Origin of the sequence: Streptomyces sp. SCPE 10 (genome assembly GCF_051980735.1) — a bacterium.
Classification (GTDB): domain Bacteria; phylum Actinomycetota; class Actinomycetes; order Streptomycetales; family Streptomycetaceae; genus Streptomyces; species Streptomyces misionensis.
The window spans coordinates 4076951-4097500 of sequence record NZ_CP197069.1 but is presented as its reverse complement, the minus strand read 5'-3'; the positions used below and the strand labels follow the sequence as shown (position 1 = coordinate 4097500).

Here is a 20550-nt window from a genome sequence, read left to right as displayed (position 1 = left end):
CGGCCGCCGGCGTCCGGCTGGGCGTGCTCCACCCTGCGCAGCAGCGTCGTGAGGACCTCGCCGAGGACCGAGCGCTCGGCCGGGGTGAGGTCCTGGAGCAGGTCCTCCTCGAAGACGGTGGCGAGGCGCATCGCCTCCAGCCACTTCTCCCGGCCCTCGGGAGTCAGCTCGATGATGACGCGGACCCGGTTGGACTCGTCCCGCTCCCGGGTGACCAGGCCCTCGGAGACCATTCGGTCGATCCGGTGGGTCATCGCGGCCGGAGTGAGGCCGAGACGCTTGGCGAGGTCGCTCGGACCCATCCGGTAGGGGGCGCCGGAGAGGACCAGCGCCTTGAGCACCTCCCACTCGGCGTTGCTGATGCCGAGGGCGGCGGTCTGGCGGCCGTAGGCCACGTTCATCCGGCGGTTGAGCCGCGACAGGGCCGACACGATCTTCTCGACCTGGGGGTCGAGGTCCTGGAACTCGCGCTGGTAGGCGGCGATCTGTTCTTCGAGGGTCGGCTCCGTGACGCCGGGCGTGTCGGCCATGGGCCGAGTATGGCACGCGACCGCTTTGCCTTGAAGTCCTTCGCTGTGTACTCTTTAGCTTCGAACTTTAGCTTTGAAGTCTTCACTCCTAACTAGTGAGAGAGGTGAACGTGACCAGGGCGATGGGCGCAGCGATGCGCCGGATCCACGTGGGCAACGCACTCAGCGCGTTCGGGCTCGGCTTCACGGTCCCCTACCTGTACGTCTACGTGGCGCAGGTGCGGGGCCTGGGGGCCATGACGGCGGGACTCGTGCTCGCCGTCTTCGCCGTGGCCGCGCTGATCGTGCTGCCGTTCGCCGGGCGGGCGATCGTGCGGCGCGGCCCGCTGCCGGTCCTGCTCGCCGCCCTGGTCACCGCCGCGCTCGGCGCGCTCGGCCTGGGGCTGGCGGCCAGTGCCTGGTCGGTGCTGCCGGCGGCCGCGGTGCTCGGTGCCGGACAGGCCGTGATGCAGCCGGCGCTGGCCACGATGATCGTGGACTGCTCCAGCGCCGACACCCGCTCGCGGGCGTTCGCCATGCAGTTCTTCCTGCAGAACCTGGGCCTCGGCATCGGCGGCCTCATCGGCGGTCACCTGGTCGACACCACGCGCGTCTCGTCGTTCACCCTGCTGTTCGCGATCGAGGCGGCGATGTTCCTGCTGCTGGTCGCGGTGATGGCCACGGTGCGGATGCCGCGCTCGCCGCGGCTGGAGGACGCGCCCGCCACATCGAAGGGCAGCTGGAAGCAGCTGGTCGGCAACCGGGCGATGGTGCAGCTGTGCGTCCTGGGCTTCGTGATCTTCTTTGCCTGCTACGGGCAGTTCGAGTCGGGTCTCAGCGCGTACGGCGTGGAGGCCGCCGGGATATCCACCTCCACGCTGGGCACGGCCCTGGCCGCGAACACCCTGATGATCGTGGTCGCCCAGTTCGCCGTGCTGAGGTTCGTGGAGCGCGCCCGGCGCACCCGGGTGATCGCCCTGGTGGGCCTGGTCTGGGCGGTGGCCTGGCTGGCCGCCGGGCACGCGGGGCTGGGGCACGGCAGCCAGGAGATGGCCACGGCCGCCTTCGTGTCGACCTACGCGCTGTTCGGTCTGGGCGAGGCGATGCTGTCGCCGACGGTCGCCCCGCTGGTCGCCGACCTGGCGCCGGAGGGCATGGCCGGCCAGTACAACTCGGCGTTCGCCCTGGTGAAGCAGCTGGCGCTGGCCATCGGTCCGGCGGTGGGCGGTCCCCTCGCGGCATCGCTGCACGCGCCGTACATCGTGACGTTCGTGCTGTTCTCGCTGGGCATCACGTATCTGGCGCTGCGGCTCGGGCGGCGGCTCACCCCGGTGCAGAACCAGCCGTGGCAGGCGCGTGCCAGCCGGGTGGTCAGCCGGGGCGGGGCGCCCGCGGAGGCGGTCTCCGCGGAGGCGTGAGCCGTGCGTTGCCGGGACATGACGGCCGTCGCCTTCGGGCGGCGGCCGTTCTCGTTTGCCGGGCCCCGCTCAGCGGGTCGCGGTGACCAGCAGCGAGGTGAAGGGGACGGTCACCGTGCCGTCGGGGGCGATGCGGTCGGCGAGCTGTTCGCGGACCAGTTCGCCGGCCCGGGTGACGGCCTCCTCCCCGCCGGCCTCTTTGAGCATGCCGCCCCAGAGGGTGTCCAGGTGCTCGCGGGCGTAGCGGTCCAGCGGGGGCAGGGTGACGTCGAAGGTGACCTCGCGGTGGGCGGTGTCGCGGTAGCCGGCCGTGTGCAGGGCGGTGGTGAGCTGGTCGGCGGTGCGGGCGTACGCGCGGGCGAAGTAGGGGAGCGCGTCGGGGGCGTACTTCTCCAGCGCGCGCTGCTCGGCGAGGAAGTAGGGCAGGCGGTCGAGCGGGGCCCAGACGGTGGCGGCGAACCGGCCGCCGGGGCGGGTGACCCGGGCCGCCTCGGCGAGGGCGGCGGTCAGGTCGGGGAAGAGCTGGGCGCCCTGCTGGCAGACGACCGCGTCGAAGGTGGCGGCGGCGTACGGGAGGCGGTCGGCGGGGGCCGCGGTGAAGTCGGTGTCCGGGCAGCGGGGCGACCGGTGTGCGCGGGCGACGCGGACCATGCCCTCGTCGATGTCGGCGCCGCGGACCCGGCCGGTGGGGCCGACCAGGGCGGAGGCCGCGCGGGCGGCGAAGCCGGTGCCGCACGCGAGGTCGAGCACGTGGTCACCGGGGCCGAGGCCCGCGGCGGGCAGCAGCTCGGCCACGAACGGGCGCATGATCGGCGCGCTGTGGGTCTCGTACGCCTCGGGGCCTTCGGTGCTGCGATGTATTTGTCCCATACATATGCATTCAACACCCCGGATGGGTGCACAGGCCGACGGCGGGCGTCGCTCAGGGGCGCGGTCTCGGCAGGACGAACTCGCACCACACCGCCTTGCCGCCGCCCGGGGTGCGGCGGCAGCCCCAGGAGGAGGCGATGGTGGCGACGATGGCGATGCCCCGGCCGGACTCGTCGGCGGGTTCGGCGCGGCGGCGCCGGGGCAGGTGGTCGTCGCCGTCGGTGACCTCCACGATCAGCCGGCGGTCGGTGCGGCGGAGTCTGAGGCGCATGGGCGGGGTGCCGTGCTGGAGGCTGTTGGCGACGAGTTCGCTGGTGGCGAGGACGCCGAGGTCGTGCAGTTCGGCGGGGAAGCGCCAGCTGGTCAGGACGCCGGAGGCGAAGGCGCGGGCGCGCGGGGCCGCCTCGACGCCGCCGAGGAGTTCCAGGGCCGCGTTGCGGAACAGCTCGCCGTCGGGGCCCGTGCGGGCGGGCTGCTGGAGGACCAGGACGGCCACGTCGTCGTCGTGGTCGGCGGTGACGCCGGCCGAGCGGACCAGGCGGTCGCAGACGACCTGGGGCGAGCCGGTGGCGCCGGCCAGGGCGCGTTCCAGGGCGGCGATCCCCTCGTCCAGGTCTTCGTCCCGGCGTTCGACCAGGCCGTCCGTGTAGAGGACGGCCGTGGAGCCGGGGCCCAGCGCGATGGAGCCGGAGGAGTGCATCCAGCCGCCGGTGCCGAGCGGCGGGCCGGTGGGTTCCTCGGTGCGGGAGACCGTGCCGTGCTCGTCGCGGACCAGGATCGGCAGGTGCCCCGCGGAGGCGTACACCAGCCGGCCCTCGTTGGGGTCGTGGACGGCGTAGGCGCAGGTGGCGATCTGGTTGGGGTCGATCTCGGTGGCGAGGCCGTCGAGCAGCTGGAGCACCTCGTGCGGGGGCAGGTCGAGGCGGGCGTAGGCGCGCACGGCCGTGCGCAGCTGGCCCATGACCGCGGCCGCGCGCACGCCCCGGCCCATCACGTCGCCGATGACGAGGGCGGTACGGCCGCCGCCGAGGGTGATCACGTCGTACCAGTCGCCGCCGACCGCGGCCTCGGTGCCGCCGGGCTGGTAGGTGGCGGCGATGCGCAGGTCGTCGGGCTGTTCGAGGTCCTGGGGGAGCAGGGAGCGCTGGAGGGTGACCGCGGTCTCCCGCTGCCGGCGTTCGCTGGCGCGCAGCCGTTCGGCGGCCTCGGCGTGGTCGGTGACGTCGGTGGCGAAGACCAGCACGCCGCCGTCGCGGTCGCCGTCCTCGGCGACGGGGGTGCAGGTGAAGGTGTACGAGCGGCCGTCCACCGCGCGGCGGGACTTCAGGGTGCGGGGCCGGCCGCTGCGCAGCACCTGGTCGAGCAGCGGGAGCAGGCCCAGCTCGGCGAGTTCGGGCAGGGCCTCGCGGGCGGGGGCGCCGGCGGGGCGGGGGCCGAAGGCCGTCGTGTAGGCGTCGTTGACGTAGGCGAGGCGGTGGTCGGGGCCGTGCACGAGCGCGACGAGGGCCGGGACGCGGTCCAGGACGTCGCGGGCGGGCAGCTCGTCGACGGCGGGCAGCGGTGCGGTGCCGTCGGCGGGCTGTCCGGCGCGGGCCGCGGGCACGGAGCCTTCCCCCCGCCGGTCCGGGGTCTCGGTCCGCGCGGCGGCGCGGCGCTGCGTTCCGGGGAGCCGGGCGCTCCAGCGCGTGAAGTTCACTGTGGGGAAGGCCTCGTGGGTCTAGGCGGGCGGGTGCCCGGCCGTTGTCGTCGGGCAGTCTGGCAGGGAGCGGGCCGCGGCGGGCGACATCCGTCAGACGGTGGGGCGAATGGTGGAGTTCCGGGATGCGGTCAGGACGACCCCTTCGGGTCGTCCGAGGGGTCGTGAGGATGCATTCCCCCGGCCGCGAGTTCGAACTCCGCGCGCGGGTGTTCGAGTGAACCGAGCGAGACGATCTCCCGCTTGAACAGCCCGGAGAGGGTCCATTCGGCGAGCACACGGGCCTTGCGGTTGGCGGTGGGCACCCTGCTCAGGTGGTAGACGCGGTGCATGAACCAGGCAGGGTAGCCCTTCAGCCGGCGTCCGTAGACCTGGGCGACGCCCTTGTGGAACCCGAGGGAGGCGACGGAGCCCGCGTACGCGTGCGCGTAGGTCTCCAGCGGCTCGCCGCGCAGGGCGTGGACAAGGTTGTCACCGAGCACCCGTGCCTGGCGCAGGGCGTGCTGGGCGTTGGGCGCGGTGAGGGCGCCGGGTTCGGCGGCGGTGACGTCGGGGACGGCGGCGGCGTCGCCCGCGCCCCAGGCGTGTTCGGTGCCCTCGACGGTCAGCCGGGCGGTGCACCTGAGCCGGCCGCCGTCGGTGAGCGGGAGGTCGGTGGCGGCGAGCAGGGGGTGCGGCTTGACGCCCGCGGTCCACACGACCGTACGGGTCGGGAAGCGGCGGCCGTCGCTGAGCACGGCGATCCGGTCCGCGCAGGATTCCAGGCGGGTGCCCAGCAGCACCTGGATGTTGCGGCGGCGCAGCTGGGTGACGGTGTAGCGGCCCAGCTCCGCGCCGACCTCGGGCAGGATCCGGTCGGTGGCCTCCACGAGGATCCACTTCATGTCCTCGGCGCGCACGTTGTGGTAGTAGCGGGCGGCGTACCGGGCCATGTCCTCCAGCTCGCCGAGGGCCTCCACGCCCGCGTAGCCGCCGCCGACGAAGACGAAGGTGAGGGCGGCGTCGCGGACGGCCGGGTCGCGGGTGGAGGAGGCGATGTCCATCTGCTCGATGACGTGGTTGCGCAGCGCGATCGCCTCTTCGACGGTCTTGAAGCCGATGCCGTGCTCGGCCAGACCGGGGATGGGCAGGGTGCGGGAGACGGAGCCGGGGGCGAGCACCAGCTCGTCGTAGTCGAAGAGTTCGGCGGCGCGGCCCTCGTCGGCGGTGGCGAGGGTGGTGACGGCGGCGGTGCGCACCGCGTGGTCGATGGAGACGGCCTCGCCGACGACGATGCGGCAGCGGTCCAGGACGCGGCGCAGCGGTACGACGACATGGCGCGGGGAGATGGAGCCCGCTGCCGCCTCGGGCAGGAACGGCTGGTACGTCATATAAGGGTCGGGAGTGACGACGGTGATCTCGGCTTCACCGCGCCTTAGCTCGGCCTTCAGCTTCCGCTGGAGGCGCAGGGCCGTGTACATCCCGACGTAGCCGCCGCCGACAACCAGAATGCGCGCACGTTCCTTCACCATCCCATGACGCACCCGGCGCAGTGGTTTGTCCACAGCCCCGGCAATTTGTGTGACCGGCGGCCGGGTGCGCGGCGCGGCGGGCGCCGTGTCCGGGGTGCGGGAAAGGGGGCAGGTCAGCGGGGGCGGGCGCGCGGACGAGGACGGCTGGAACCGGGACGTATACGGCTCGTACTCCGATCGGGGGGCGCAGTGTGCGGAACCTGCCCCTTCTGTATTGACTGCCTCTCAACTATGTTCGTGTCGACGGGGTGTGGGGGATGTGGTCGCACGGTCTCTGCGACGGGCGGGGCCGCGGCGACCGGTACCACCTTCGCGCACTCCGGAATCAGTGGCGGGGAGTGTCTCCGGGGGGAGACGTCATGTACCGGGGGAAACACATGCATATTCAGGACACGTCTTGGCCGGCTGCCGCGGTGGCCGCCGGGGGCCCGGCCGTGCAGGTGCCGGCGGCACCGGCGGTCAAGGCGGCGAACGGGCGCGCGGACGGGGCGCGCACGACGCCGCTGCGGGTGGACGCACAGCGCAATCTGGAGCACGTGCTGCGTGCGGCGCGTGAGGTGTTCGGCGAGCTGGGGTACGGCGCGCCGATGGAGGACGTGGCACGGCGGGCGCGGGTCGGGGTCGGCACGGTGTACCGGCGCTTTCCCAGCAAGGACGTGCTGGTCCGGCGGATAGCCGAGGAGGAGACGGCACGGCTGACCGAGCAGGCGCGGACGGCGCTGGGTCAGGAGGAGGAGCCGTGGTCGGCGCTGTCCCGGTTCCTGCGGACGTCGGTGGCGTCCGGGGCGGGGCGGCTGCTGCCGCCGCAGGTGCTGCGGGTCGGCTCCGCGCAGGACTCCGCCGGTCCGGTCGACGGCACGGAGCTGCTGGAAGAGGTCCGGGTGCCGCAGCAGCGGGTGCAGCCGGGCGGCGGCGAACTGCGCCTGGTGGCGCAGGACTCCGTGGACGCCTCGGACGACACCGGGGTCGGCGCGCTGCTGTCGGTCGTCGGCCAGCTGGTGGAACGGGCGCGCGCGGCGGGCGAGTTGCGCACCGACGTGTCCGTGTCCGACGTCCTGCTGGTGATCGCGACGGCGGCCCCGTCCCTGCCGGACGCGGCCCAGCAGGCGGCGGCGTCCGCGCGGCTGCTGGACATCCTGCTGGAGGGACTGCGCTCGCGTCCCACGGCGGGCTGAGAGGTTCTCGTTCCCTCCACCCGCGTCACCCGCGCCGCTCGGCCGGGTGACGCGGGTGGCCTCTTTCCGGGGCCGGTGCGGCAGCCCCGCGGCCCCGCGGCGGCCCCCGACGACGCCGTCCGCCCTGTCCGTCCACCCGCCCGGAGGGGTTTGTTCCGGCGCGACCGCCCGGACGGGTGACCGGGACCGCCGGGCGTCGTTGAAGAAATGACGATGTGGCACGCTGTGGCCGTGATGGGTTGGGCCGGGCCGTGGGCGGGGGCGTTCCGCTGTGAGCGTTGACGGGTGGGACGGGTCACGCGGTGACGACGGCGACGTGGACGCGGTCGGACCGGGCGCGCCGCAGGTGCCGAGCCAGGGACGTCGGACGAGCGGGCACGGTGTGCCGGCTCAGCGCGGCAAGGACCTGCCACCCGGCGACGGCGAACTGATCGAGCGGATGCGGGGCGGGGACGACTCCGCGTACGAGGAGCTGTACCGGCGGCACGCCGGCGCGGTGCGCCGGTACGCGCGCACCTGCTGCCGGGACGCGCACACCGCCGAGGACCTCACCGCCGAGGTCTTCGCCCGCATGTTGCAGGCGGTGCGCGGCGGTTCGGGCCCGGAGCACGCCGTACGGGCCTATCTGCTGACCTCGGTGCGGCGGGTGGCCGCGCACTGGATCAGGTCGGCCCGGCGCGAACAGCTCGTCGACGACTTCGCCGCCTTCGCCCAGCAGGCCGCCCGGTCCGCCGAGGTGTCCGACGACGACACCCTCGAACTCGGCGCCGACGCCCGGGCGTTGCACGAGGCCGAGCAGTCCATGGCCATGCGGGCGTTCCGTTCGCTGCCCGAGCGCTGGCAGGCCGTGCTGTGGCACACCGAGGTGGAGGACGAGTCCCCGAGCGAGGTCGCCGTCCTGTTCGGTCTGGACGCCAACGGCACCCGGGTGCTCGCCAGCCGCGCCCGCGAGGGGTTGAAGCAGGCCTACCTCCAGGCGCATGTCAGCGCCACCCTCACCGCGGACGCGGAGTGCGCCCGCTACGCCGACCAGCTCGGCTCCTACGCCCGCCGCAAGCTGCGCGTCCGCGCCGAGCGGGGGCTGCGCAAGCACCTGGCGGAGTGCGCGCGGTGCCGGCTGGCGGCGGCACAGATCGAAGAGGTCGCCGGCGGCATCCCCGCGGTGGTGCCGGTCGCGGTCATCGGGTGGTTCGGTGCCGCCGGGTACGCGAAGGCGCTCGGCCTCGTCGCCGGGGGCGCGGGGGCCGGTGCCGCGGGCGCCGCGGGCGCCGCGGCGGCGAGCGGTTCCTCCGGGGGCACCGGTTCCGCGGGCGGGGCCGCCGCGGAGGCGGTCGGGGCACCGGTCAAGGCGGGCATCGCGGCCGGGGTCGTCGCCGTGGCCGCCGCCGCGGTGGCCTTCGGACTGGTGAACGACGGTCATCCGGCGAAGGAGACCGCGAAGCCCGCGGCGCCGTCCGTGCCGGTCGTGGTGTCCCACCCGCCGACGCCCGGCCCGGCGAAGCCGAAGCCCGCGCCGTCGAAGACCGTACCGCCGCCGGTGGCGCCCGCCACCCCGACCCCGCCCCCCACGCCCACACCCACCCCGACTCCTCCTCCCACGCCCACTCCCACGCCGGCACCTCCCAAGCCCGCCCCGAAGCCCACACCGGCCCCCACGCCCACCCCGACACCGACCCCGACACCCACCCCGACCCCGCCGCCGGCCCCCGTCGTCTACCAGCTCAGCGAGCTGCGCTACGACGCGGACGGCGACGGCGCCGAGCCCGAGATCGCGCTCGGCGAGAGCAGCTGGGTGTGGCAGCGCTACGGCCTGTCGGTCGGCGGCAAGCTGTACGCGCAGGGGGCGACCGTCCGCGGCGACTCCTCGGTGACCGTCGTCCTCAACCGGCGGTGCACCGCCTACGACGCGCTCGCCGGGGTGGACGACATGACGCTCGGCCTCGGCAAGGTCTCCTTCGCCGTCTACGCCGACGGGGTCCCGCTGTGGCAGTCCGGGACGGTCAAGGGCCGCGACCCGGCCGTGCCCGTCCATGTGGACCTCACCGGGCGGACGACCGTACGGCTCGTCGTACGGCCGCACAGCAACGCCTTCGACCGGACCTCGCTGGCCGACTGGGCGGAATCCCGGTTCACCTGCGCGTAGCCGCCGTGTGCACCCGCCGGATGTCGGCCAGCACCTCCGCCACCCCGTAGCCGGCGCCCCGGGCCCGCTCGGCCGTGTACCGGTCGGCGGACAGGACGGCGCGGGCACCGGCCAGCACCCGGGCGGCCTCGGTGCGCTCGGGCTCGCTGCGCGGGCGGCCGTCGCGCCAGCGGTCGGCGGCCTCGTACAGCCGGACCGCGCCCGGCAGATCCCCGAGCCGGGCCAGCAGTCCGGCCGCGGTGTCCACCAGTCCCCCGGTGATCCACTCGGCGCACCGCATGGTCACGGCCGCCTCCAGCGCCTCGGCCACGACCGGCAGCCCGTGCTCCGGGCCCGACTCCGCGGCCGCCAGCAGCGCCTCCACGGTCCCCAGGGCGGCCGCGAACTGCGGGGGCGCGGCCTCGCCCCGGGTCGCCTCGGACGTCGCGTCGTACAGCTCGCGGGCCTCGGCGGTCCGGCCGTCGTGCAGGGCGATGCAGGCGCGCATCATCAGGGCGAAGGCACGGGCCTCCGTCACCGCGTAGCGGTCCGCGGCCGTGTCCGCCTCCGCGAGGGTGGCGAGCGCGCCGTCCCGGTCGCCGGCGCGGTAGGCGATCTCCCCGAGCCGCGCCAGCAGGAACGGCGACTCCGCGTAGGCGCCCACCTCGTAGGCGAGGCGCAGCGCCTGCGCGTACTCGTCGCGCGCCTCGGCGTAGCGGCCGCGCGCCATGGCCGTCTCACCGGCCGCGCTGCACACCTGGGCCCGCATCCAGCGGTCCCCGACGCGGCGGCTGAGCGTCCGCAGCTCGGCCAGGTCCTCGTCCACGCCGTGCAGATTGCCCGGGGAGTCGACGAGCGCGTGGGTGCGGAACATCAGCGTGACGCCGACCTCCCAGTCGCCGCCGTACTTCCGGCAGTTGGCGACCGCCGGGGTGAGGTCGCGGCCCGCGTCCCCCGGGCCGCCCAGGTAGTAGGCGGTCAGCGGCCAGGTGATGCCGGGGAGGCGGGCGGCGTGCGGGCCGCCGTGTGCGTAGGCCGCCCGGACCAGGGCGATGTAGCGCGGGCCCCGCTCGTCGTCGGTCAGCCGCTCGATCCTGCCCTCCGTGGTCAGGAACAGGTCGGACATCCGCAGGTCCATGCGGAGTTCGCGCAGCGGGTGCCCCTGCTCGCCGTCGGGCGCGGCGAGCAGGGCGCCGACGATGTCGGCCGACTCCATCAGGGCCGGCAGGCCGCCCTCGGGGGCGGCTCCGGCGGCGAGGGCGTCGAGGGCGATGCCCAGGCGGAGCACCTGGCGCGTCCGGGTGACGGCCTCCCGGCGGTGGTTGCGCAGCCACCAGAACCAGCTCATGGCCAGGACGATCGCGCCCGCCTCGGCCTCCTCGCCGTCGCGCACCGCGCGGTCCAGGGCCGCCCGGACGTTGTCCAGGTCGGTTTCCAGGCGGGCGATCCACGGGAGTTGCTCCGCCGAGCGCAGCAGCGGCTCGGCCCGCTCCACCAGCGACCGCACCCAGGCGCGGTGGCGGCGCTCGGCGGCGGCACGCAGTCCGGGGGTGTCGGCCGCGCGCTCGGTGGCGTACTCGTGGATGGTCTCCAGCATGCGGTAGCGCATGCCGCCGGGCACGTCCGGGGCGTCCGGCGTGGCGACCACGAGGGACTTGTCGACCAGCGCCCCGATCAGGTCGGCCGCCGGGCCCGTGCACACGGCCTCGGCCGCCGCGAGGTCCCAGCCGCCGGCGAAGACCGACACCTCGCGCAGCACCGTGCGCTCCCGCTCGTCCAGCAGGTCCCAGGACCAGTCGACCACCGCGCGCAGGGTCTGCTGGCGGGGCAGCACGGTACGGCTGCCGGAGGTGAGCAGCCGGAAGCGGTCGTCGAGCCGGTCGGCGATCTGGCGCGGGGTCAGCATCCGGAGCCGGGCGGCGGCCAGTTCGATGGCGAGCGGCAGCCCGTCCAGACGGCGGCAGATCTCCGCGACGGCGGCGGTGTCGCCGAGCACACCGTCGGGGCGGACCGCCTTCGCGCGCTCGGTGAAGAGGCGGTGCGCCTGCTCGGGGGCCAGGGGCTCGACCGGGCGCACCGACTCGCCGGGCACGCCCAGCGGTTCCCGGCTGGTGGCGAGGATGGTCAGCCCCGGGCAGTGGGTGAGGAGGGTCTCGGCGAGGGCGGCGGCCGCGTCGATGACGTGCTCGCAGTTGTCGAGGACCAGGAGCTGGGTGCGCGGGGCGCAGTACTCGATCAGCAGGGCGGTCGGGTCGTCGTGCTGGGCGGTCAGCTCGGTGTTCAGCAGCACGGTCTCGCGCAGCCCCAGCGCGTTGACCACGGCGCCGGCCACCGCCTCCGGATGGTCCAGCGGGGCCAGCTCGACCAGCCAGGCGGGGGCGAACGCGGCGGCGGCCTCCTCGGCGAGCCGGGTCTTCCCCGAGCCGCCGGGTCCGGTGAGGGTGACCAGGCGGGACGCGCGCACATCGGCGCGGACGGCGGCGAGTTCCGGTTCCCGGCCGACGAAGGAGGTCAGGCGGGGGCGGAGGTTGCCGCGCCGGTCGGGGGGCGGGGCCGGCCGCGCCGGCGCGAGCAGCGAGGCGTGCAGGGCGCGCAGTTCCTCGCCCGGGTCGGTGCCGAGGGTGTCGGCGAGGGTGCGGCGCGCCGACTCGTAGGCGGCGAGGGCGTCGGCGGGACGGCCGGTGTCGCGCAGGGCGCGGATGAGGAGGGCGTGCAGCGGCTCGTCGTAGGGGTGGGCCGTGGTCAGCTCGCGCAGTTCCGGTACGACCTCCCGGGCGCGGCCCAGGGCGAGTGCGGCGGCGGCACGGGCGCGGGTGGCCTCCAGGCGCAGCGCCTCGGGGCGGGCGGCGGCGGTGCGGTCGGGGAGGTCGGCGAGGGCGGGGCCGTGCCAGAGGGCGAGCGCGGTGCTGAGGGCGCGGTGGGCGGTCTCCGGGTCGCCGTCGCCGAGGGCCTTGGTGCCGGTGCGGGTGAGACGTGCGAAGACGTGCAGGTCGACGTCGTCCTCGGTGGCTTCGAGGCGGTATCCGCCGGGGGTGGAGGTGACGGCGCCCTTGCCCAGGGTGCGGCGGAGCCGGCCGACGAGGGCCTGGAGGGCGGCGGGCGCGTCCTGGGGCGGGGCGTCGGCCCAGATCTCCTCGATGAGGGTGTGCGGGGTGGTGGTGCGGCCGGGGCGCAGGGCGAGGGCGGCGAGGAGGGTGCGGAGGCGGGGAGCGGTGAGCGGGAGGGGGTCGCCGTGACCGTCCGCCGCCTGGGTGATGCCGAGGATTCTGTACCGCACCTGGTCATTGTGGACGGGGAGCGGGCATGGGTTCGACGGGTTTGCGGGCGGGACGGCCCCGGGGGGCGTCACCCCGCGCACGCCCCCCGGCGGACCGCACGCACGAACACGCTCACGCGCCGGGCGCCAGCGCCCCCCGACGCGGGGTGATCCCCGCCGGCACCGCCCGCGATCGCGCGGGTGTTCCGGTCCAGCACGTCCCGCGGCGGGCCAGCAGGCGGTGGAGCCACAGTTCGAGGGAGATCAGGTCGGTGAGGCCGTCCAGCGGTACGGCGGAGCCGGCCGCCGCCGCGCGCAGCGCCTTGCGGATCACCCGGGCCTCCACCAGTCCCGCGTCCGCCAGCAGCGGGCGGGAGAAGAGGTCCTGCAACGCGTCGGCGGACACCCGCAGGCCCGCTCGGGCCGTGGCCGCCGAGGAGGCGTGGGTGGGGACGCCCCAGCCGGGCGGGAGGTCGGTGACACCGGCGCCGGACAGGACCGTGCGCAGGATCGCGGCCCGCGCCCCCGGCCGGACCCGCAGCGCCTCGGGCAGCGCGCGGCAGGCGCGGACGACCTGGTTGTCCAGGAAGGGCGCGTGCAGCCGCTGCGACCGGATCTCCGCGGCCTGTTCGAGGACGCGGAGGTCCGCGGCGTACCGGGCGAGCGCGGCCCGCGCCCGATGGTCGCCGGGGCGCTGGACGCCCGTGCCGGCCCGGTCCGCCTCGACCCCCAGCAGAACCGATACTTCGGCCAGCGCCTCCCCCGTCAGCCACCGGGCGGCCGCCCCGGGCGGGGCCCAGGTCAGCGCCGCGAGGGACGCCCCGACCGCCCCCTTGGGCTCCTCGAACCGGCGCCGCATCAGCCGCTCGGCCAGCGCCTCGACCCCGGCCCGGTACGGCGTGCGGGCGAGCCGCCGGGCCGCGCCGTACACCCGCGCCGGGACCAGCACCGAGCCGTCGGCCCGGGCGAGCGCGGCGACCGGCCGGACCAGATGGCGGCGCCTGCGGTCCATCAGCAGGTCGGCGAGCCGGGCCGGATGGGCGTCGAGGACCTGGCGGGCGCCGTGGCCGGTGAAGTGGTCGGCGCTGCCCGCGGCCAGCCGGGCCCGGTGCCGGGCGGCCATGACCAGCGAGGGTCCGGGCTCGTCGGTGAGGGGGCCGTCGAGGTCGGCGTACGGCAGGAGCTCCTCGCCGCCGGTCACCACCACGTGGTGCAGCCGGGGGTTCTCGGCGAGGGCGGCGGCGCGCTGGAGTTCGGCCTCCCGGCCGCCGACGGCGAGGTCGTTGAAGGTGACGGCGAGGAGGCGTTCGCCGGCGCCGTGGCCGAGCAGGGTGCCGGGCCGGCCGGGCAGCCCGGCGGCGAGCAGCGCGAGGGTGGCGGAGGCCGGGCCGCCGGAGAGGTCGGCGCCGATGCCGGGCACCGGCATGCCGCGCCGGGCGCGCCGCTCGGCGGGCCCCATCCCGGGCACCGGGCCGGGATCGAGGTCGGGCACGTGCCGGGGCGCGGACAGCCGGGTGCGCACCGCCTCCACCAGGGCGTCGCGCACGGCGTCCACGGCGTGGTCGGGATCGGCGGGGGGCGCGGACACGGCGAGCGAGGAGACCGGGTCGTAGCCTGCGATCTCCCGCGCCCCGGCGCGCAGGACCAGCGCGTGCCCCGGCGGAACGCGCCGCACCCCCTCGTACGGGGTGGTGTCGCGCAGTGCGGCCGGTACGTCCGGGGCGGCGAGCAGGGCGGCCAGATGACCGAAGTCGAGGTTGGCCTCGACGAGGTCGGCGAGCGGCAGCGCGGCGGTGGCGTACGCGGTGCCGCCCGCCCACGGGGTGTGGAAGACCGGGCGGGCGCCCGCGAGGTCGCCGCAGACGGTGACGCGACGGCCGACCTGGACGACGGCCGTGTAGCTGCCGGGCCAGGCGGTCAGATGGCGCAGGGCGCCGCCGCGCGCGGTGAACAGGCCGCGCCGCAGCTCCTCGTCGGAGGCGCCGCAGATGCCGAGGACCGCGATCCGGCTCTGGTCGTCGGCCTTGATCACCCGCACCTCGTCCGGGCGCCAGTCGCCGACGGCCCACAGCGGGTCGGGGTCGCCCCACAGCAGCTGGGAGCCGACCGGGTGCAGGGTCTCGCCGTCGAGGTCGAAGGCGCCGGCCGAGCCGGGCGCGGCGGTGCCCGCGGCGGTGCTGCTCCACCCCACCAACCACCGCATCGACGCCTCCACAGGCTGTGGACAACCACTGCACCGGACGAACCGGTCCCCATGCTGCCACGAAGGACGCGTGGGAGAGGTGTGGTGACACCGCCCGGGACGGTGGGAAGGCAACCGGCGTTGACGCGGGGACCGCTGACCCGGGACGGAGGGCCGCCGAGCAGGACGCGACGCGAATGCGCCCCCTATGCGCCCCCAAAACGCCTTTCACGCCCCGAAGTTCCATGGTCGCAGCCGCGAACACCCGGCGTTCTGCGGGACGATTTTCAGCCAAATACCGTGGGGCGTGCGGAAAACGAGCACGCTCCGTAGGGGCCCGCGGCGCCCGCGGCGCCCCGCACGCACGCACGGTCCGGGAGGCGGTCGCCGCCTCCCGGACCGGTCCGCCACCCGCGGGGATGAAGGTGGCGGTGTCCCCCAGCCCACTGGATCCAGTACAGCGGGCCGACCCACGCAAGACCAGGAAACCGCCACGGAGTTGGCCGGAGAAGAGCGCACGGCCGGGCGCACGGCCACACGCGCGGGGGCACGCGACGACCGGGCCGTGCACGGTGCGTACAGGACCGTACTGCCGTACGGACCACAATCCCGCCATCCGGAACAATGCCCCTTAACGCTTGGGATGCGGCGAACTACGCTGGGTTTACGAATGCCGCGCGGTTATGCCCGCGCGGCGGCCGTCTGTGTCGAGGGGTGGCGCATGTCCAGGGAGCAACGCGGGCCGAACGAAAAACTCGGCACCGTTCTCGCCCTCGCGGGAATCAGCAACGCAGGACTCGCGCGACGCGTCAACGATCTTGGCGCCCAACGCGGGCTGACTCTTCGCTACGACAAGACCTCCGTGGCGCGCTGGGTGTCGAAGGGCATGGTGCCGCAGGGCGCCGCGCCGCACCTCATCGCGGCCGCCATCGGACAGAAGCTCGGCCGCCCGGTGCCGCTGCACGAGATCGGCCTGGCGGACGCGGACCCCGCACCCGAAGTGGGTCTCGCCTTCCCCCGGGACGTGGCGCAGGCGGTGAAGTCGGCCACCGAGCTGTACCGGCTCGACCTCGCCGGGCGCCGGGCCGGCGCCGGCGGCATCTGGCAGTCGCTCGCCGGCTCCTTCGCGGTGAGCGCCTACGCGACGCCCGCCTCACGCTGGCTGATAACCCCCGCCGACAGCTCGGTCGCGCGGGAGGACGGCTCCGCCGAGGGCACCGGTGCGGCGGTCAGAGTCGGCCACAGCGACGTGCGCAAGCTGCGCGAGGCCGCCGAGGACGCCAGGCGCTGGGACTCCAAGTACGGAGGCGGCGACTGGCGTTCGTCGATGGTGCCGGAGTGCCTGCGCGTGGAGGCGGCGCCACTGCTGCTCGGCGCCTACTCCGACGAGGTGGGCCGCGCCCTGTTCGGCGCCTCCGCCGAACTGACCCGGCTGGCCGGGTGGATGGCCTTCGACACCGGTCAGCAGGAGGCCGCCCAGCGCTACTACATCCAGGCGCTGCGGCTCGCCCGCGCGGCGGCCGACGTCCCGCTCGGCGGGTACGTCCTCGCCTCCATGTCGCTCCAGGCCACCTACCGGGGCTTCGGCGACGAGGGGGTCGACCTGGCGCAGGCCGCGCTGGAGCGCAACCGGGGACTGGCCACGGCCCGCACCATGAGCTTCTTCCGGCTGGTCGAGGCGCGCGCCCACGCGCGCGCCGGGGACGCGCAGGCGGCGGGGGCGGCCCTGAAGGCGGCCGAGGGCTGGCTGGAGCGGGCCCGGGAGGGGGACAACGACCCCTCGTGGCTCGGCTTCTACGGCTACGACCGGTTCGCCGCGGACGCCGCCGAGTGCTACCGGGACCTGAAGCTGCCCCGGCAGGTGCGGCGCTTCACCGAGCAGGCCCTGTCCAAGCCGACGGAGGAGTTCGTGCGCTCGCACGGGCTGCGGCTGGTCGTCTCCGCGGTCGCCGAGCTGGAGTCCGGGAACCTGGACGCGGCGTGCGAGCAGGGGGTGCGGGCGGTGGAGGTGGCCGGACGGATCTCGTCGGCCCGCACCACCGAGTACGTGAAGGACCTGCTGCACCGCCTGGAGCCGTACGGCGACGAACCGAGGGTGGTGGAACTGCGGGAGCGGGCCCGGCCCCTCCTGATGGCTCCGGCCTGACCCCGCGCCCGCCCGGCACCCCCGCCCTCACGCCCGCCCCGCGTCCCGAGCGGTACTGATCACTTCGGCGTTTGAAGGCGATGTCAGTGGCGCAGTGCACTATCGACGTGGGAGGTGGTGCAGGTGCCGGTCGGGGCGTACGACTGCGATGTGCTCGTGGTCGGAGGGGGGATCGTCGGGCTGTCGACCGCGTACGCGATCAGCCGGGTCGCGCCGGGCACCCGGGTGACCGTGCTGGAGAAGGAGCCGGGCCCGGCCCGCCACCAGACCGGGCGCAACAGCGGGGTCGTGCACAGCGGGATCTACTACCGGCCCGGCTCGCTCAAGGCGCGGTACGCGGTGCGGGGCGCCGCCGAGATGGTGAAGTTCTGCGCCGAGTACGGCATCGACCACGCCGTCACCGGCAAGCTGATCGTCGCCACCGAGCGCGCGGAGCTGCCCCGGCTGCACGCCCTGGTGCAGCGCGGCCGGGAGAACGGCATACCGGTGCGGGAGCTGGGCCCCGCCCAGCTCACCGAGTACGAGCCCGAGGTGCGCGGACTGGCCGCGATCCACGTGGGCACCACGGGCGTGTGCGACTTCACGGCGGTCGCCCGGCGGCTCGCCGAGGCCTCGGGCGCCGAGATCCGCTACGGCGCCCGGGTGGTGCGGGTGGACCGGCGCCCCGAGCGGGGCGTGGCCGTGCGCACCGCGGCCGGGGACGTCGTGCGCGGCCGGGTGCTGGTGAACTGCGCCGGACTGCACTGCGACGAACTGGCCCGGCTGACCGGGGACGACCCGGGTGTGCGGATCGTGCCGTTCCGCGGGGAGTACTACGAGCTGGCGCGGCCCGAGCTGGTGCGGGGCCTGGTATACCCGGTGCCGGACCCGGCGTTCCCGTTCCTCGGCGTCCATCTGACCCGGGGCGTCGACGGCGTGGTGCACATCGGCCCCAACGCGGTGCCGGCACTGGCCCGGGAGGGGTACGGCTGGGGCGTCGTGCGCCCCCGCGAGCTGGCCGGCACCCTGGCGTGGCCGGGCTCCTGGGCGCTGGCGCGCCGGCACTGGCGGTACGGCGCGGGCGAGCTGCGTCGCTCGGTGTCCAAGGGGGCGTTCCTGGAGGCGGTGCGCAGACTGCTGCCCGCGGTGCGGGCCGAGGACCTGGTGCGGGCCCCGGCCGGCGTGCGGGCCCAGGCGGTGCTGCGCGACGGCGCGCTGGTGGACGACTTCCTGATCAAGGAGGGGGCCCGCGCGGTGCACGTGCTGAACGCGCCGTCCCCGGCGGCCACCGCGTCGCTGCCGATCGGCCGGGAGATCGCCCGCCGGGCGCTGGGGATGCTGGACGCGGTCGGCGGCCAAGGGGCGTGACCGAGTACGTCTGGGGCCGGGTCCGGTCGCGCCCGTAGACTCGGTCGTACTGTGTCTGATGCGATGAATGCCCCCGAAGCCCTGACCGAACCGGCCCCGCGGGACCCAGGTGCCGCCGTGCGGCGTGCCCGGGCCAAGGGCGAGCCGCGGTTCCCGGACGGCCCCCGGGCCGATCCCGCCGGGTCGCACTTCGAGCGGCGGATCCGCAGCTTCCAGCCGCGCCGCAGCCGGGTGACCGCCGGGCAGGCCGACGCCTTGCGGCGGCTGTGGCCCGCCTGGGGGCTGGACATCGACGGACAGCGGGTGATCGACCTCGCCGAGCTGTTCGGCAACGACCGTCCCGTGGTCCTGGAGATCGGGTTCGGGATGGGCGAGGCCACCGCGCGGATGGCCGCCGCCGACCCCGGCACCAATGTGCTCGCGGTGGACGTGCACACCCCCGGCCAGGGCAATCTGCTGAACCTCGCCGACCAGCAGGGACTGGACAACGTCCGGGTGGGCAACGGGGACGCCATCATCCTGCTGCGCGAGATGCTCCGCCCCGACGCGCTCGACGGGCTGCGTGTCTACTTCCCCGACCCCTGGCCCAAGAAGCGCCACCACAAGCGGCGGCTGATCCAGCCGGCGTTCCTCGACCTCGTCGCCACCCGGCTGAAGTCCGGCGCGCTGGTGCACTGCGCCACCGACTGGGAGCCGTACGCCGAGCAGATGCTGGAGGTGCTCGGCGCCCACCCGGAGTTCGAGAACACGCAGGCCGACGGCGGTTTCGCGCCCCGGCCCGAGTTCCGGCCGCTGACCCGTTTCGAGGGACAGGGACTGGACAAGGGACATGTCGTGAACGATCTGCTCTTCCGCCGCCGGTAAACCGCTCCAGCCCCTCGTCCCGCCACCGTTAGGGTCGATGCCGTGGCCACCAGTCCTGCGTATCCGACGTACCCACCGATCCCCGGCGACGCGGTGCTGCGGCACCCGCACTGGTGGCAGCTGCGGTGGGTGCGCTACGGCGCGCTGATCACCCTGCTGGCCATGTCCGGCCTGGTCATCCTCGCGCTGGTGCGCAGGGAGACCGGGACCGAGGGGTTCCTGGTGGGCCTCGGGCTCGCGGTGCTGCCGGTGCCCTGGCTGGTCACCGCGTTCCGCTGGCTGGACCGGGTGGCCCCCTTCCCATGGCGCAACCTGGTGTTCGCGTTCTGCTGGGGCGCCTTCGCGGCGGCGCTCATAGCCATCGTCGCCAACAGCTTCGCGACCAAGTGGATAGCCACCTCGACCGCCGACCCGGCGAGCGCCAACACCCTCGGCGCCACGGTGATAGCCCCGATCGTCGAGGAGTCCGCGAAGGCCGCGGCCGTGCTGCTGGTCTTCCTCTTCCGCAGGCGCGACTTCACCGGGATCGTGGACGGGATGGTGATAGCCGGGATCACCGCCACCGGCTTCGCGTTCACCGAGAACATCCTCTACCTGGGCACCGCCTTCGGGACCGACCAGCTCACCGGCGGCCACGGCATCGTCTCCGTCACCGCCGCCACCTTCTTCGTGCGCATCGTGATGTCCCCGTTCGCGCACCCCCTGTTCACCACCTGCACCGGCATCGGCTTCGGCGTCGCCGCGCTGAGCGGCCCGCACCAGCGGGCCCGGCGGCTGCTGGTGCCGCTCGGCGGGCTGCTGCTCGCGATGTGCATGCACGCCCTGTGGAACGGCTCCGCCACCTTCGGCCAGTTCGGCTTCCTCGCCGTCTACGGCATGTTCATGCTGCCCGTGTTCGGGCTGCTGACCTGGCTCGGGATCTGGACCCGGCAGCGGGAGCTGCGCACCGTGCGCGAGGAGCTGCCCGTCTACGTCCTGGCCGGGTGGCTGGGTCCGGCCGAGCCGTTCGCCCTGGGCTCGATGCGGGCACGGCGGATGGCCCGCGACTTCGCCCGCCACCACGGCGGCCGGGCCACGGCGCGTGCGGTGGCCCGGTACGAGACCGAGGCCACCGCGCTGGCGCTGCTGCGGCGGCGGGGGCGGCGCGGCCGGGCCGGCGCCGGCTTCGTCGCCCGCGAGCGGGAGCTGCTGGACGAGCTGTGGCAGCGCCGGGACGCGGCCCGGCCCGCGCTGGAGTACGCGGCCCGCACGGCGGCCCCGGCACCGACGCCCTGGGCCCCGGCACCGTACAACCAGGGGTACGGACCGGGGTGGGGCGGCCCCGGACACGGATACGGCGGACCCGCACAGGGCGGCCCCGGGCACGGCGGGCCCGGGTACGGCTACCCGGCGGCGCCGTACGCCACGTCGTACAACCCGTACCGGACGTGACGCCGCCGGGACCCCCGGGACCT

General features: G+C 75.1%; 13 protein-coding genes (1 of these 13 running past the window's edge). 7 read left to right on the top strand and 6 right to left on the bottom strand.

Annotated elements, in window-relative coordinates; all coding sequences use genetic code 11:
* A protein-coding gene (locus ACSP97_RS19020) for a MarR family winged helix-turn-helix transcriptional regulator (RefSeq protein WP_355146823.1) crosses the window boundary here: on the bottom strand, nt 1-530 show its 5' portion. It extends 19 nt beyond the left edge of the window; 530 of the gene's 549 nt are visible here — the first part of the coding sequence; it begins with the start codon at nt 528-530; its stop codon lies off the left edge, out of view.
* A 110-nt stretch (nt 531-640) separates the two neighbouring features.
* Here ACSP97_RS19020 and ACSP97_RS19015 point away from each other — a divergent pair, with 110 nt between their 5' ends.
* Nucleotides 641-1927, top strand: a complete 1287-nt coding sequence (locus ACSP97_RS19015) for an MDR family MFS transporter (protein WP_440553479.1) — start codon at nt 641-643, stop codon at nt 1925-1927.
* A 69-nt stretch (nt 1928-1996) separates the two neighbouring features.
* Here the strand turns inward: ACSP97_RS19015 and ACSP97_RS19010 are convergent, their stop codons facing one another.
* From ACSP97_RS19010 to ACSP97_RS19000, 3 genes are all read right to left on the bottom strand, one after another.
* Nucleotides 1997-2797 (bottom strand): class I SAM-dependent methyltransferase, encoded by an 801-nt coding sequence (locus ACSP97_RS19010; protein WP_440553477.1) that lies wholly within the window; start codon nt 2795-2797, stop codon nt 1997-1999.
* 52 nt (nt 2798-2849) lie between these two features.
* The gene (locus tag ACSP97_RS19005) at nt 2850-4493 is read right to left on the bottom strand and encodes an ATP-binding SpoIIE family protein phosphatase (protein WP_382013502.1); all 1644 of its coding nucleotides are present in this window, start codon (nt 4491-4493) and stop codon (nt 2850-2852) included.
* Between the two features lie 131 nt (nt 4494-4624).
* Nucleotides 4625-6004, bottom strand: coding sequence for an NAD(P)/FAD-dependent oxidoreductase (locus tag ACSP97_RS19000; protein ID WP_355525599.1), 1380 nt, complete (start codon nt 6002-6004; stop codon nt 4625-4627).
* A 377-nt stretch (nt 6005-6381) separates the two neighbouring features.
* Here ACSP97_RS19000 and ACSP97_RS18995 point away from each other — a divergent pair, with 377 nt between their 5' ends.
* Nucleotides 6382-7179 (top strand): TetR/AcrR family transcriptional regulator, encoded by a 798-nt coding sequence (locus tag ACSP97_RS18995; protein ID WP_355321345.1) that lies wholly within the window; start codon nt 6382-6384, stop codon nt 7177-7179.
* Nucleotides 7180-7450: 271 nt separating this feature from the next.
* Nucleotides 7451-9322, top strand: coding sequence for a sigma-70 family RNA polymerase sigma factor (locus ACSP97_RS18990; protein ID WP_440553474.1), 1872 nt, complete (start codon nt 7451-7453; stop codon nt 9320-9322).
* On the opposite strand, the gene ACSP97_RS18985 is transcribed toward ACSP97_RS18990, so the two are convergent.
* Both ACSP97_RS18985 and ACSP97_RS18980 read right to left on the bottom strand, forming a co-directional pair.
* The gene (locus ACSP97_RS18985; protein WP_440553472.1) at nt 9309-12578 is read right to left on the bottom strand and encodes an ATP-binding protein; all 3270 of its coding nucleotides are present in this window, start codon (nt 12576-12578) and stop codon (nt 9309-9311) included. The two genes, ACSP97_RS18990 and ACSP97_RS18985, sit on opposite strands and share 14 nt — an antisense overlap.
* 112 nt (nt 12579-12690) lie before the next feature.
* Nucleotides 12691-14760 carry an asparagine synthase-related protein gene (locus ACSP97_RS18980; RefSeq protein ID WP_440553470.1) on the bottom strand — a complete coding sequence of 690 codons (2070 nt, stop codon included), beginning with the start codon at nt 14758-14760 and terminating at the stop codon, nt 12691-12693.
* 700 nt (nt 14761-15460) lie between these two features.
* Here ACSP97_RS18980 and ACSP97_RS18975 point away from each other — a divergent pair.
* The 4 genes from ACSP97_RS18975 (at nt 15461) to ACSP97_RS18960 (ending at nt 20527) form a co-directional block, all read left to right on the top strand.
* Nucleotides 15461-16885, top strand: a complete 1425-nt coding sequence (locus ACSP97_RS18975; protein ID WP_355146806.1) for an MFS transporter — start codon at nt 15461-15463, stop codon at nt 16883-16885.
* A gap of 114 nt (nt 16886-16999) precedes the next feature.
* On the top strand, nt 17000-18232 hold the full coding sequence (gene lhgO, locus ACSP97_RS18970) for an L-2-hydroxyglutarate oxidase (protein WP_440553468.1): 1233 nt from the start codon (nt 17000-17002) through the stop codon (nt 18230-18232).
* A gap of 63 nt (nt 18233-18295) precedes the next feature.
* Nucleotides 18296-19096: a tRNA (guanosine(46)-N7)-methyltransferase TrmB gene (gene trmB / locus ACSP97_RS18965; protein ID WP_355146802.1), complete on the top strand. Its 801-nt coding sequence runs from the start codon at nt 18296-18298 to the stop codon at nt 19094-19096.
* A gap of 42 nt (nt 19097-19138) precedes the next feature.
* The gene (locus ACSP97_RS18960) at nt 19139-20527 is read left to right on the top strand and encodes a PrsW family intramembrane metalloprotease (RefSeq protein ID WP_358269946.1); all 1389 of its coding nucleotides are present in this window, start codon (nt 19139-19141) and stop codon (nt 20525-20527) included.
* Nucleotides 20528-20550 lie beyond the last annotated feature (23 nt).

Coding starts and splice junctions, on each gene's coding strand:
- ACSP97_RS19010 (WP_440553477.1), bottom strand. CDS start 2,797: ATGGGACAAATACATCGCAGCACCGAAGGCCCCGAGGCGTACGAGACC.
- ACSP97_RS19000 (WP_355525599.1), bottom strand. CDS start 6,004: ATGGTGAAGGAACGTGCGCGCATTCTGGTTGTCGGCGGCGGCTACGTC.
- ACSP97_RS18995 (WP_355321345.1), top strand. CDS start 6,382: ATGCATATTCAGGACACGTCTTGGCCGGCTGCCGCGGTGGCCGCCGGG.
- ACSP97_RS18980 (WP_440553470.1), bottom strand. CDS start 14,760: ATGCGGTGGTTGGTGGGGTGGAGCAGCACCGCCGCGGGCACCGCCGCG.
- ACSP97_RS18975 (WP_355146806.1), top strand. CDS start 15,461: ATGTCCAGGGAGCAACGCGGGCCGAACGAAAAACTCGGCACCGTTCTC.
- trmB (WP_355146802.1), top strand. CDS start 18,296: ATGAATGCCCCCGAAGCCCTGACCGAACCGGCCCCGCGGGACCCAGGT.